Source organism: Nocardioides solisilvae, assembly GCF_003194625.1.
In the GTDB taxonomy this organism is placed as follows: Bacteria; Actinomycetota; Actinomycetes; order Propionibacteriales; family Nocardioidaceae; genus Nocardioides; species Nocardioides solisilvae.
The window spans coordinates 14,693-26,700 of sequence record NZ_QHKX01000001.1; the positions used below are offsets into that span (position 1 = coordinate 14,693).

Annotated in this window: 16 protein-coding genes; all 16 read left to right on the top strand. The window is 74.2% G+C overall.

Going from position 1 to position 12,008, the window contains the following annotated elements; translation table 11 throughout:
- The first annotated feature begins 1 nt into the window (after window position 1).
- The 16 genes from DNK53_RS00080 (at window position 2) to DNK53_RS00160 (ending at window position 12,004) form a co-directional block, all read left to right on the top strand.
- Entirely contained in the window at window positions 2-385 is a 384-nt protein-coding gene (locus DNK53_RS00080; RefSeq protein ID WP_110180311.1) for a response regulator, read from the top strand.
- Window positions 382-900, top strand: a complete 519-nt coding sequence (locus DNK53_RS00085; RefSeq protein WP_162599675.1) for a chemotaxis protein CheX — start codon at window positions 382-384, stop codon at window positions 898-900. The genes DNK53_RS00080 and DNK53_RS00085 overlap by 4 nt, the downstream gene beginning before the upstream one ends.
- A complete protein-coding gene (locus tag DNK53_RS00090) occupies window positions 897-1,268 on the top strand; it encodes a response regulator (RefSeq protein WP_110180313.1) in 372 nt (123 codons plus the stop codon). Before DNK53_RS00085 ends, DNK53_RS00090 begins: the two co-directional genes overlap by 4 nt.
- On the top strand, window positions 1,265-1,750 hold the full coding sequence (locus DNK53_RS00095) for a hypothetical protein (RefSeq protein ID WP_110180314.1): 486 nt from the start codon (window positions 1,265-1,267) through the stop codon (window positions 1,748-1,750). Before DNK53_RS00090 ends, DNK53_RS00095 begins: the two co-directional genes overlap by 4 nt.
- 204 nt (window positions 1,751-1,954) lie before the next feature.
- Window positions 1,955-2,320, top strand: a complete 366-nt coding sequence (flgB, locus tag DNK53_RS00100) for a flagellar basal body rod protein FlgB (protein WP_110180315.1) — start codon at window positions 1,955-1,957, stop codon at window positions 2,318-2,320.
- Entirely contained in the window at window positions 2,320-2,712 is a 393-nt protein-coding gene (locus tag DNK53_RS00105) for a flagellar basal body rod protein FlgC (protein WP_110181300.1), read from the top strand. Before flgB ends, DNK53_RS00105 begins: the two co-directional genes overlap by 1 nt.
- Window positions 2,712-3,089, top strand: coding sequence for a flagellar hook-basal body complex protein FliE (gene fliE, locus DNK53_RS00110; RefSeq protein WP_110180316.1), 378 nt, complete (start codon window positions 2,712-2,714; stop codon window positions 3,087-3,089). The genes DNK53_RS00105 and fliE overlap by 1 nt, the downstream gene beginning before the upstream one ends.
- An 11-nt stretch (window positions 3,090-3,100) precedes the next feature.
- Window positions 3,101-4,681, top strand: coding sequence for a flagellar basal-body MS-ring/collar protein FliF (gene fliF / locus DNK53_RS00115; RefSeq protein WP_239456280.1), 1,581 nt, complete (start codon window positions 3,101-3,103; stop codon window positions 4,679-4,681).
- Window positions 4,681-5,694, top strand: a complete 1,014-nt coding sequence (gene fliG, locus DNK53_RS00120) for a flagellar motor switch protein FliG (RefSeq protein WP_110180318.1) — start codon at window positions 4,681-4,683, stop codon at window positions 5,692-5,694. The genes fliF and fliG overlap by 1 nt, the downstream gene beginning before the upstream one ends.
- Window positions 5,678-6,373 (top strand): FliH/SctL family protein, encoded by a 696-nt coding sequence (locus tag DNK53_RS00125; protein WP_162599676.1) that lies wholly within the window; start codon window positions 5,678-5,680, stop codon window positions 6,371-6,373. Before fliG ends, DNK53_RS00125 begins: the two co-directional genes overlap by 17 nt.
- A complete protein-coding gene (locus DNK53_RS00130) occupies window positions 6,370-7,680 on the top strand; it encodes a FliI/YscN family ATPase (RefSeq protein WP_110180320.1) in 1,311 nt (436 codons plus the stop codon). Before DNK53_RS00125 ends, DNK53_RS00130 begins: the two co-directional genes overlap by 4 nt.
- Complete coding sequence (locus tag DNK53_RS00135) at window positions 7,677-8,126, top strand: flagellar FliJ family protein (protein WP_110180321.1); 450 nt, start codon at window positions 7,677-7,679, stop codon at window positions 8,124-8,126. The genes DNK53_RS00130 and DNK53_RS00135 overlap by 4 nt, the downstream gene beginning before the upstream one ends.
- Window positions 8,123-9,205, top strand: coding sequence for a transglycosylase SLT domain-containing protein (locus DNK53_RS00140; RefSeq protein WP_110180322.1), 1,083 nt, complete (start codon window positions 8,123-8,125; stop codon window positions 9,203-9,205). Before DNK53_RS00135 ends, DNK53_RS00140 begins: the two co-directional genes overlap by 4 nt.
- Complete coding sequence (locus DNK53_RS17285) at window positions 9,202-10,662, top strand: flagellar hook-length control protein FliK (protein ID WP_162599677.1); 1,461 nt, start codon at window positions 9,202-9,204, stop codon at window positions 10,660-10,662. The genes DNK53_RS00140 and DNK53_RS17285 overlap by 4 nt, the downstream gene beginning before the upstream one ends.
- Before the next feature lie 10 nt (window positions 10,663-10,672).
- Window positions 10,673-11,113, top strand: a complete 441-nt coding sequence (locus DNK53_RS00155; RefSeq protein ID WP_162599678.1) for a flagellar hook capping FlgD N-terminal domain-containing protein — start codon at window positions 10,673-10,675, stop codon at window positions 11,111-11,113.
- Between the two features lie 36 nt (window positions 11,114-11,149).
- Window positions 11,150-12,004 (top strand): flagellar hook-basal body complex protein, encoded by an 855-nt coding sequence (locus tag DNK53_RS00160; protein WP_110180326.1) that lies wholly within the window; start codon window positions 11,150-11,152, stop codon window positions 12,002-12,004.
- The last annotated feature ends 4 nt before the right edge of the window (window positions 12,005-12,008 follow it).

A 12,008-nucleotide genomic window follows, 5' to 3' on the forward strand; every position in this document is an offset into this window, starting at 1 on the left:
CATGCACGCACTGATCATCGACGACTCCAGGGCCATGCGCCTGATCCTGCGCCGGATCCTCGCCGGCCTCGGCTTCGGCGCCACCGAGGCGGCCAACGGGCGGGAGGCGCTCGACCTGCTCGAGGTCGGCCTCCACCCCGACCTCTGTCTGGTGGACTGGAACATGCCCGTGATGGACGGCTACGACTTCGTCTCCGAGGTCCGCAAGGTCCGGGAGTGGCGCGACATCACCCTCATGATGGTGACGACCGAGAGCGAGCACGCGCAGATCGTCAAGGCGCTGGCCGCGGGGGCCCACGAGTACGTGATCAAGCCCTTCACCGCGGAGGCCATCGCCGACAAGCTCGAGCTGCTGGGACTCGTCCAGGACGGAGCGCTCGCGTGATCCTTGCGATGAACGGCGAGCAGGCACTCGTCGCAGCCAGCCCCAAGCCGACCGACGTGCGCAAGCTGACCCAGGAGGTGTGGGGCACCTTCCTCGGCGAGCACGGCCCGCTGGAGGTCGGCACCGACCTCGGCTTCGCCCCCGACTGGTCGGCCAGCGTGAGCGTGAAGGGCGAGTGGAACGGCGTCGTGGCGCTCGAGATGACCACCTCGGGCGCGCAGCGGCTCACCCGCAGCATGCTCGGGCTGGAGACCTCCGAGGAGCTCGTCGACGGAGACCTGGTCGACGCGATCGGCGAGATGGTCAACATGATCGGCGGCAACGTGAAGGGGCTCGTCCGCGGACCCTGCCGCCTCTCCCTGCCACTGGTGGCCGCCGGCCGGTTCGCCCACGGCTCGGGACAGCGCGAGGTGGTGCGGCTGGGCTGCACCTGGGCCGCGGAGCCCCTCGCGATCACCGTCCACGCCGGCCGACCGGCGAAGTCCCTGACGACGAGGCCCCTGGAGGCCCGGTGAAGATCCTCGTCGCCGACGACAGTCGCGTGATGCGGCAGATCGTCATCCGCACGCTGCGCCAGGCCGGTTTCGCGGGCCACGACGTCGTGGAGGCCGAGAACGGCCGCCAGGCGGTCGAGCTGGTCCGCTCCGAGGGGCCCGACCTGGTGCTCTCGGACTGGAACATGCCGGAGATGAGCGGGCTGGACGCGCTCTCGGTGATCCGGGCCTCCGGGTCGCGCGTCCCCTTCGGCTTCGTCACCTCGGAGGGCACCGAGGACATGCGCGCCCGTGCTGCCGCGGCGGGCGCGCAGTTCCTCATCGCCAAGCCGTTCACCCCCGAGGTCTTCGCCGCCCAGCTCTCGACGGTGCTCCCCCCGGCCCCATGAGCGTCCACCTCCCCGCCCCCAAGGAGGTCCGCGACCTGCTCGCCGAGCTGCTCGGCCGCCAGGTCGAGATCTCGTTCGCGGCGCCGCTGGCCCCCGGCCCGGAGAGCCCTGCGACGTTCGCGGTGTACGTCGACGACTACCTGCGGGTCTCCGCCCTCATGGTCCTCGACGTGCCGCTGTCGGCGTACGCCGGCGCGGCGATCGGTCTCGTGCCGCCCAACGTCGCCACCAACGCGATCCGGTGGAACGTGCTGCCGCCGCTGCTGGAGGAGAACCTCCGCGAGGTGCTCAACGTGATGGTCAACCTCTTCCACGCCGGGGACGCCGACCACCTGCGGCTGCACGTCGTCCACCCGGCCGGTGGCGCGGTCCCCCAGGACGTGCTGGCCCGCGCGCTCACGCTGGGCCAGCGCACCGACGTCTCGGTGGACGTCGCCGGCTACGGCCGCGGGACCCTCTCGGTGGTCCTCGTCGACCGCTGAGCGGCCCGGGAGCTGGCCCCTGTGGCCCCGGTGGGCCACCCCGCCTGGTCACTCCGGGTGGTCCGCGCGGTCCGAAGGTCCCGACCTCGGGCCGCGGGCCGATTTCCCCTCAGGTGGGGGGCCGGTGGGCCGAACTGACCCGCGAGCAAGGAACGCTCACCCCTCCCCGCCGAAGGACCGGCACCCCTCGAGAGAGGCATCTCCGTGTCCTTCGCCGTCACCGACGCAGTGTCGTCCGCGCTCGGCGCCGCCCTCGACGGGGTCGCGCTGCGCCAGCGCGTGATCGCCGACAACATCGCCAACGTCGACACCCCGGGCTTCCGCGCCACCTCCGTCGACTTCGAGTCCTCGCTCCGGGCGGCCATCGCCGACGGCGGGATCGCCCGCGGCGACGGCCAGGTGACGGCCTCGGCCGTCCCCACCGACACCCCGGTGGGCGTCAACGGCAACAACGTCGACCTCCGCAAGGAGTCCCTGGCGGCGCTGCAGTCCCAGTTCCAGTACCAGCTGCTGACCCGCGCGGTGAACGACCGCCTCAGCCTGGTCCGCACCGCGGCGACGGGCCAGTGATGGGCGCCTTCGACCAGCTCCGGATCGCGGGCTCCAGCCTGGGCATGCACCAGACCTGGCTGGACTCGCTCTCCCACAACATCGCCAACGCCAACACGGCCACCAGCACCGACGAGGACGCCTTCCAGGCGCGGATGGTCGTCGCCCGCTCCCGCCCCGACGGCGGCGTCGACGTCGCCGACATCGAGCTCGGCAGCGCCGAGGGCCGCCTCGTGCACGCCCCGGAGCACCCGCTGGCCGACGAGGACGGCTACGTGCGGCTGCCCGACATGGACATGGCGAGCCAGATGAGCCAGATGGTGATGGCCCAGCGCGGCTTCCAGGCCTCGGTCCAGGTCACCAAGAACGCCCAGGACTCCTACAACGCCGCCCTGCAGATCGGACGTGGCTGATGAGCATCTCCGGCATCGAGGGCATCGGCTTCACGCCGTTCGTCCCCCAGTCCTTCCCGGCCGCCGGCGCGGCCGGGGCCGTCGGCGGCGCCGGTGGCGCCGGTGGCGCCGCCGGGGTGCAGGGTCCCCAGGGCCCCCAGGGCGCCGGCGCGGCCGGCTCCGACTTCGGCGACCTGGTCCTCGACGGGCTGGAGCGGCTCGAGGGCGTCCAGGACCGCACCGACAAGCTCGCCGTCCAGGCCGCCACCGGTGACCTGGCTGCCATGCACGACTACACGATCGCGGCCACCGAGGCCGCGGTCACCACCCAGCTGACCGTCGCGGTGCGCAACAAGGCGCTCGAGGCGTTCAACGAGATCATGCGGATGCAGGTCTGATGAAGGACACGATGACGCGCAGCCTCGCGCGATTCCGGAGCACGTTCACCTCGTTCACGGCCGGCCAGAAGGCCGTGGCCGTGGTCGGCGGCCTCGCCCTGCTGATGGCCGGCTTCATGGTGTTCCGCTGGGCCGCCACCCCCAGCTACAGCCCGCTCTTCTCCAACATGGCCGCCGAGGACGCCGCCGCCGTGATCGACGAGCTCGAGGCCACCGGCGTGCCCTACGAGATCAGCAACGGCGGCGCGACCGTGATGGTCCCGAAGGACCAGGTCCACGAGACCCGGATCGCGCTGAGCGGCGAGGGCCTCCCGGCCAGCACCGACGGCGGCTACTCGCTGCTCGACGAGCAGAGCCTCTCCACCTCCCAGTTCCAGGAGCAGACCAGCTTCAAGCGGGCCATGGAGGGCGAGCTCGCCACCACCATCGAGGCGATCGACGGGGTGCGCACGGCCGTCGTCCACCTCGCGATGCCGCCCAAGCAGGTCTTCGCCAAGGAGCAGGACCCCGCCAAGGCCTCCGTGCTCGTCGCCACCGACCGCGGCGACGCCTTCCAGCCCGAGCAGGTCCAGGCCGTCGTCCACCTGGTCGCCTCCAGCATCGAGGGCCTCGACCCCGACAAGGTCACCGTCACCGACTCCACCGGCCGCGTGCTGTCGGCCGACGGCACCACCGGCGGCACCGGCTCCGGCACCCGCGCGCAGGCCGTCGAGGAGTACCAGGACGACCTGACCGCCAAGATCCAGCGGACCCTCGACACGGTCGTCGGCCCCAACAACTCCACCGTCGTGGTGACCGCCAACCTCGACTTCGACAAGTCGGTCAGCACCACCACCACCTACGAGTCCGACCCCGAGGCCAAGCCGCTGTCCCGCTCCCGCCAGCGCGAGAGCTACAACGGCGGCGCGGGCGACCAGGGCACGGCCGGCGGCGTCGTCGGCCCCGAGGGCCAGATGGAGAACCCCGGCGGCGGCGGCGACGGCTCCTACAGCAAGGAGACGACCACCGAGGACAACGCCGTCAACACCGTGGTGGAGACCCGCGAGGCCGCCCCCGGCGGCGTGGAGTCGCTGCACATCGGCGTCGCCCTCGACACCAACGCCCCGGTCAAGCCCGGCGCCGCCAACATGCGCAACCTCATCGCCGCCGCGATCGGCGAGGACCTCGAGCGCGGCGACACCATCGAGGTCACCGAGCTCCCCTTCGACCGCAGCGCCGAGGAGGCCGCCCAGAAGGAGCTCGAGGCCGCTGCCGCCGCCGACGCCAAGGCGGCGCGCAACGAGATGCTGCGCAACGGCGGGCTCGCCGCCCTCGTGGTGCTGATGCTGGTCCTGGCCTGGCTCAAGGGCCGCCGTCGGGCCAAGGCACGCGCCCAGGCCACGACGTACGTCGTCGAGCAGCTGCGCGCCGACCAGGCCGCCCGCACCCAGCAGCAGCCGCAGGTCGAGGCCGCGAGCGCCGCGATGATGGCGCTGGAGGCCGCGGAGAAGAGCGAGGCCGACGACCTCCGTGACGAGCTGGCCGCCCTCGTGGAGCGTCAGCCCGAGGACGTCGCGCAGCTGCTGCGCGGCTGGCTCGTGGAGCGTCCCTGATGACCGCCGTCGCGACCAAGGGCCTGCGCAAGACCGCGGTCCTCCTCATCCAGCTCGGCAAGGAGCGCGCCAGCGAGGTGCTCAGCCACCTCTCCCCGGAGGAGGTCGAGGCGATCTCCGCCGAGATCGCCCGGCTGCAGTACGTCAGCGGCGACGAGTCCGACCAGGTGATGGGCGAGTTCCGCGACCTGCTCACCGCCCGCGCCCACATCGCCAAGGGCGGCCTCGACTACGCCCGCCAGCTCCTCGAGGGCTCGCTCGGCGAGGAGAAGGCGGCCGAGGTGATCCAGCGGCTGCAGGCCGCCGCGGTGCAGATGCCGTTCCAGTTCCTGCTGCGCGCCGACCCGGCGCAGCTGCGCTCCTTCATCGCCGACGAGCACCCCCAGGTGATCGCCCTGGTGCTGGCCCACATGACCGCCGACAAGGCGTCGCTCGTGCTCTCCGGGCTGCCGCCGGAGCAGCAGGCCCAGATCGCCCACCGGATCGCGGTGATGGACCAGACGTCGCCCGAGATCGTGCACGTCGTCGAGACCACGCTGGAGCGCAAGCTCTCCTCGATGCTGCAGCCCGCCGAGATGTCGCGGGTCGGCGGCCTGGACCCGCTGGTCAACATCATCAACCGCTCCGACCGCTCCACCGAGCGCCAGATCGTCGAGGGCCTCGAGGCGCTCGACAACTCCCTGGCCGACGAGGTCAAGAGCCGGATGTTCATGTTCGAGGACATCGTCATGCTCGACGACCGGTCGGTGCAGCAGGTGCTGCGCGAGGTCGAGAGCTCCGACCTGGCGCTGGCCCTCAAGGGCATCGAGGACGGCCCGGTCCGCAGCAAGATCACCGGCAACCTCTCCGAGCGTGCCGCCGAGAACCTGCTCGAGGAGGTCGAGCTGCTCGGCCCGGTCCGCCTCACCCAGGTCGAGGAGGCCCGCCAGGGCATCATCCGCACGATCCGCAAGCTGGAGGAGTCCGGCCAGATCATGGTCCGCCGAGGGAGTGACGATGAGTTCGTCGACTGAGGCCGCCGTCGTGGCGCCCGTCGCCCAGGCCGGCCCCGCGGTGACCCGGATCCGCCCGCCCGAGCTGCGGCGCGGCGAGTGGACCCGGCTGGGTCCCGACAGCCTGCTCGGCGACCCCGTCGCCGAGCACACCCTCTCCGCCGTGGCGGAGCAGGCGCGGGCCGCCGCGCAGGCGCAGGGCTACACCGTGGGCTGGGCCCAGGGCCGCCGCGAGGCCGCCGAGGAGGCGACCGTCGCCGCGCAGGAGCAGAGCGAGCGCTGGGCCGAGGCCGAGCGTGAGCGGGCCGCCGAGCACGCCGCCGCCGTCGCCGCGCTGACCGCCGCCGCCGACCAGCTGCGCACGCAGGTGGCCTCGGTCGTCGAGCGGCTCGAGGTCCAGGGCACCGAGCTGGCCTGGGCACTCACCACCGAGCTGCTGGGCCGCGAGGTGGCCGCCGCCGACGGTGCCGACGTCGTACGCCGCGTGCTGGCGCTGGCGCCCGGCGGACCGGTCGCGCGGGTCCACCTGGCCCCCGGCCACCTGGGCCACCCGGCGGTCGCCGACCTCGCCGAGCGCGGCGTGGCCGTCGTCGCCGACCCCGCCCTCGGCCCCGTCGACGCGGTCGTCGAGGTCGAGGACCACGCCCTCGACCTGCGCCTCGAGCCGGCGCTGGCCCGGGTCCGGGAGGCGCTGCGATGAGCGCGCTGACCACCGCGGTGCACGAGGCCGCCCTGGCCGCCACCGCCACCCCGCGGCTGGGCCGGGTCACCGAGATCCTCGGGCTGCACCTGCTCGTCGGCGGGGTCCCCGCCGCCGTCGGCGACCTCGTGGAGATCGAGTCGACCACGGGCGTGCCCGTGCTGGCCGAGGTCGCGGCCTCCAGCACCGCCGGGCTCGTCTGCCTGCCGCTGGGCCCCACCACCGGCCTGCGCGCCGGCGCGCTGGTGCAGCACACCGGCGGGCCGCTGCGGATCCGGGTCGGCGAGGAGCTGCGCGGGCGGGTGCTCGACGGCCTCGGCCGCCCGATCGACGACGGACCGGCGCTCGACCACCTCGAGCTCGTCAGCGTCGACCACCCCACCCCGCCCGCGCTCTCCCGCCCGCGGATCACCGAGCAGCTCGGCCTCGGCGTCCGCGCCCTGGACTCGCTCACCCCCTGCGGACGCGGCCAGCGGATCGGGATCATGGCCGGCTCCGGCGTCGGCAAGTCGAGCCTGCTGTCGATGATCGCCCGCGGCACCGACGCCGAGGTCTGCGTCCTCGCGCTGGTCGGCGAGCGCGGCCGCGAGGTCCGGGAGTTCCTGGAGAACGACCTCGGCCCCGAGGGGCTGGCCCGCTCGGTCGTCGTGGTCGCCACCTCCGACGCCCCGCCCGTCGAGCGGCTCCGCGCCGCCTTCGTCGCCACCCGGATCGCGGAGTCCTTCCGCGACGCCGGCCGCGACGTGGTGCTGATGATGGACAGCCTGACCCGCGTCGCCATGGCCCAGCGCGAGATCGGCCTCAGCGCCGGCGAGCCGCCCGCCACCCGCGGCTACCCGCCGAGCGTCTTCGCCCTCCTCCCCCGGCTGCTCGAGCGCGCCGGGACCTCGGCCGCCGGCAGCATCACCGGCCTCTACACCGTGCTCGTCGAGGGCGACGACATGCAGGACCCGGTCGGCGACACCGCCCGCTCGATCCTCGACGGCCACGTCGTCCTCTCCCGCCGGCTCGCCACGTCGGGCCACTTCCCCAGCATCGACGTGCTGGAGTCGATCTCCCGGGTCACCGGCGCCGTCACCACCCCCGAGCAGCGCGCGGACGCCACCCGGCTGCGCCGGATGCTCGCGGCCCACCGCGACGTCCGCGAGCTGGTGGAGATCGGCGCCTACGTCCGCGGGGCCGACGCCGACGCCGACGCCGCGCTGGCGAAGATGCCGCAGATCGACGACTTCCTGCGCCAGCCGATGGACGAGAGCACGCCCACCTTCGCGACCTGGACGCGCCTGCACGAGCTGGTGGCGTCGTGAGCGCGCGTCCCGGCGGCCACGACCGCGGCATGCGCGCCGTCGAGCGGGTCCGCTCCGTCCGCGAGCGCGACAGCCGGCTCGGCCTGCAGGCGGCCGCCGTCGAGCGCGACCGCCAGCAGGACCGGCTCACCGAGCTGCAGGAGCGGCTCGCCGGCGCCCCCGCGTGGGGCGTGGGCGAGACGTGGTCCTACCTCGCGGAGCGCACCGCCCTGCTCTCGCTCGGCGACGCCTCGTCGCGGGCCGAGCAGGAGCTCGCCGCCGCCCAGCGGATCGCCGAGGCCGCGCACGCCCACTGGTCGCAGGACCGGACCCGGCTCGCCGCCGTCGAGAACCTGCTGGAGCGCCGGGCCGAGGCCCGCCGCGTCGAGCGCGCCCGCCGCGAGGCGCGCGAGCTCGACGACATCGCCGCCCAGCTGTGGAGCCGGCAGCAGGGGGGCGCGCGATGACCGTCGCCGACGTCACCGGGCGGATCGCCCAGATCCAGTCCCAGCTGGCCCTCCTCGCCCCGCCGCGCAGCACCGGCGGCGACTTCTCCTCCCTGCTCGGGCAGGCGCTCGGCGACTCGGCCGTCACGGCCGCCGGCTCGTCGTCCGGCCTCGGCGGGCTCGGTGGCCCCGTCCCGGTGACCGGCGCCGCGCCCGTGCCGAGCACGGCGACGCCCGGCTCGGTGAGCGGCGACGACGTGGTCGCCGAGGCCCGCAAGTACCTCGGCCTGCCCTACGTCTGGGGCGGCACCGACCCGACCAAGGGGATGGACTGCTCCGGCCTCGTCCAGGTCGTCTACAAGAACCTCGGCTACGACCTGCCCCGCGTCTCCTTCCAGCAGGCGGCCTCCGGGCGACCGGTGGAGAGCATGAGCCAGGCCCAGCCCGGCGACCTGATCGCCTGGGACAACTCGAGCCGCAACGACGGGGTCGACCACATCGCGATCTACATCGGCGGCGGCAAGATGATCGAGGCGCCGCGCACCGGGCTCGACATCCGCGTCATCGACGTGCCGAGCACCCCCGACGTGATCCGCCGGATCCTCCCCGACGCCGCGTCCGGCGACGCGGTGGCCGGCGGGGTCGGCGGGGCTGCCCCGGTGGCGGGTGCCGCGGCGGCGTACGGCGTCCCGGCGTACGGCGCCCCGGCCGCGACAGGCGGCACCCCCTTCGCCGACCTCTTCACCAGCGCCGGCTCCCGGTACGGCGTCTCCCCGACCCTGCTCGCGGCGATCGCCAAGCAGGAGTCGGGCTTCAACCCCACCGCGGTGAGCCCCGCGGGCGCCCAGGGCCTCATGCAGCTCATGCCCGCCACCGCCCAGGGCCTCGGTGTCACCGACTCCTTCGACCCGTCCCAGGCCGTCGACGGGGCCGCGCGCCTCGTCCGCGACCTGCTCGACCGGTTCGGGCGCACCGACCTCGCGCTCGCGGCGTACAACGCCGGTCCCGGCGCGGTGCTGCGCTACGACGGCGTCCCGCCCTACGCGGAGACCCAGAACTACGTCCGCTCCGTCATGGGCATGCTGGGAGGTGCCCGGTGAACGCGCTCCCCCAGCTGGGTGCCCGGGTGCCCGCGCCCCCCGCCGCGACCCCCGCCGCGACCCCCGCCGCGACCCAGGCCACCGCGGCCTCGGCCCCCTTCGGCACCACCCCGGCGACGCCCACCGGCGCACCGGTGCCCCCGGAGAACGCCGCCGGCTTCTTCGCGCTGCTGCTGGCGGCGCTGCCCGCCGCCCCCGGCACCGGCACCGTCGCCGGCGCCGGCGCCGGCGACGAAGGGACGCACGTGCACCCGAATGGCGCCGTCCTCGACGATCTCGCAGCAGTTCCGGTGCACGTGCACCGCTCCACCGAGGAGTCCGACGGGAGCACCCCGTCGGAAGACACGGAGGGCACCCTCGAGCACGAGGGCGCGGCAGGCCTGCCGCCCGAGGCCACCACGCCCGCGCCGGTGTCGGCCGAGCTCGCGCTGCTGGGGCCGTTCGGGCTCGACGCCGCCCGGGTCGCCAGCGAGAACGCCGCCGTCCACGCGGGTGGCACGGCCCCCGTCGTCGCACCGGCCACGCCGCTCACGCCCGAGACGTCATCAGGAGCGGCTGCCCCGACGACCCCGGCTGATGACGTCCGGCAGGGCGGCGCGGTGGCGGCGGACCCGATGACGGACCCGGTGGCGGACCCGGCGACAGACCCGGCGACGGGCGTGGCGGGGACGACCCCCGCCCCCTCGGCGACGTCATCAGGGCCGGTCGCCCCCGCGACCCCCGCTGACGACGTCCTGCGGGCAGGCCTCGAGACGTCATCGGGGGCGGCTGCCCCGACGACCCCGGCTGATGACGTCCCGCAGGGGGCGTCGGCTCCCTCGGCTGGCCAGGCTCCCGCGGCATCGCCTGCGCCCGCGGCTGCCCAGGTTCCCGGCGCTGCCGCGGCCGTCGGCGCCGCCGTGGCTCCCGCGACGCCCGTGGCTCCGCCCGCGGCGGCGCCCGCGGACCCGGGGACGGCGGCGCACGTGCGCGGCCAGGTCTTCCCCGAGGTGACCAGCATGGTCAGCCGCGGCGAGGGCACCCACCGGATCACGCTGACGCTCAACCCGGAGGCCCTCGGCGAGGTCAAGGTGACCCTGCTCGTGCGGGCCGGCGAGGTGACGGTCAGCTTCGCCGCGGGCGACCAGGCCCGCGGGGCCCTGCTCGAGGGCGCCCCCGAGCTCGCGCGGCTGCTCGAGCTCGCCGGGGCGCAGGAGAGCCGCGTGCTCGTCCGCGAGCCCGGCACCCCCGACCTGCTCGGCCAGCGCCAGGACGGCGCGGCGGGTCGCGACGGCCAGCCCGGCTCCCGGGCCGGCGCCGACACCCCCGGCGGAGACCGGGGGCCCATGAACCACCACGCAGGGACGCGTGAGGGAAAGCTCGCCACGGACGGCACCACCAGCGGAGCAGGGACGGTCCCTGCCCCGCACGACCCGGTCCGCCGTCCCCGTGCCACGGGGCTCGACGTGACCGTGTGAGGAGGAATCCGTGTCGATCCCGGCAACGGAGGCCGTGTCGGCCGGCATGTTCGGTCCGGCCACGACCAGCACGTCCACCCCGACGACCGCGGCTGACAAGGACATGTTCCTGCAGCTGATGGTCGCGCAGATGCGCTACCAGGACCCGCTGAACCCGGCGGACTCCGGGGAGTTCCTCGCCCAGACCGCGCAGTTCACGGCGCTGGAGAAGATGCAGGCCGTGGCCGACCAGACCGCGCTGCTGCTCTCGAGCCAGATGGCGTTCGGCGCCGCCGGGCTCGTCGGCCGCGAGGTGGCCTGGACCAACCCGGACGGCACGGCCGGCAGCGGCCTGGTCTCCGGCGTCGTCTTCGGCGCCCAGGGCCCGGTCCTCGACGTCGGCGGCACCGAGGTGCCGCTCGCGCTGGTCTCCTCGGTCACCGCAGCCACCAGCGGCGACACCCCTTCCTGACCCCCTTCCCGTCCCATCACTCGTGAGGTAACCACCATGCTTCGTTCGCTCTTCACCGGCATCTCCGGGCTCCGCGTCAACCAGACCATGCTCGACGTGACCGGCAACAACATCGCCAACGCCAACACCACCGGCTTCAAGTCCAGCACCACGGTCTTCCAGGACACGCTCAGCCAGATGATGACCGGCGCCGGCGGCCCCAACGACAACAACGGCGGCACCAACCCCGTCCAGGTCGGCCTCGGCGTGCAGCTCGCCGGCACCGTCACCAACCTCACCCAGGGCTCGGAGCAGACCACCGGTCGCGCCACCGACCTGATGCTCTCGGGCGACGGCATGTTCGTGGTCCGCAAGGGCGACGAACAGCTCTACACCCGCGCCGGGGCCTTCTCGTTCGACTCCGCCGGCACCCTCGTCACGCCCACCGGCAACCGCGTGCAGGGCTACGCCCTGGACGCCGACGGCAACGCCACCGGCGGGCTCGTCGACGTCACCCTCGACGTCGCGAACGCCGTCCCGGCCGTGCCCGCGGGCGTCGAGATGACGTCGTACACGATCGGCAGCGACGGCAAGGTCACCGGCCGCTTCTCCGACGGCATCCAGCGCGGGATGGCCCAGATCGCCGTCGCCGACTTCACCAACCCCAACGGCCTGGAGAAGGTCGGCGAGACCAGCTACCGGGTCTCGGCCAACTCCGGCGACGCCCAGCTGGGCGTCGCGGGCGAGGGCGGTCGCGGCACGGTCAAGGGCGGCTCGCTGGAGATGTCGAACGTCGACCTCGCCGCCGAGTTCACCAACCTGATCCTGGCCCAGCGCGGCTTCCAGGCCAGCTCGCGGGTGATCACCACCTCCGACCAGGTCCTGGAGGAGCTGGTGAACATCAAGCGCTGACGCG

Coding starts and splice junctions, on each gene's coding strand:
- DNK53_RS00080 (WP_110180311.1), top strand. CDS start 2: ATGCACGCACTGATCATCGACGACTCCAGGGCCATGCGCCTGATCCTG.
- DNK53_RS00095 (WP_110180314.1), top strand. CDS start 1,265: ATGAGCGTCCACCTCCCCGCCCCCAAGGAGGTCCGCGACCTGCTCGCC.
- DNK53_RS00105 (WP_110181300.1), top strand. CDS start 2,320: ATGGGCGCCTTCGACCAGCTCCGGATCGCGGGCTCCAGCCTGGGCATG.
- fliE (WP_110180316.1), top strand. CDS start 2,712: ATGAGCATCTCCGGCATCGAGGGCATCGGCTTCACGCCGTTCGTCCCC.
- fliF (WP_239456280.1), top strand. CDS start 3,101: ATGACGCGCAGCCTCGCGCGATTCCGGAGCACGTTCACCTCGTTCACG.
- fliG (WP_110180318.1), top strand. CDS start 4,681: ATGACCGCCGTCGCGACCAAGGGCCTGCGCAAGACCGCGGTCCTCCTC.
- DNK53_RS00125 (WP_162599676.1), top strand. CDS start 5,678: ATGAGTTCGTCGACTGAGGCCGCCGTCGTGGCGCCCGTCGCCCAGGCC.
- DNK53_RS00130 (WP_110180320.1), top strand. CDS start 6,370: ATGAGCGCGCTGACCACCGCGGTGCACGAGGCCGCCCTGGCCGCCACC.
- DNK53_RS00140 (WP_110180322.1), top strand. CDS start 8,123: ATGACCGTCGCCGACGTCACCGGGCGGATCGCCCAGATCCAGTCCCAG.
- DNK53_RS00160 (WP_110180326.1), top strand. CDS start 11,150: ATGCTTCGTTCGCTCTTCACCGGCATCTCCGGGCTCCGCGTCAACCAG.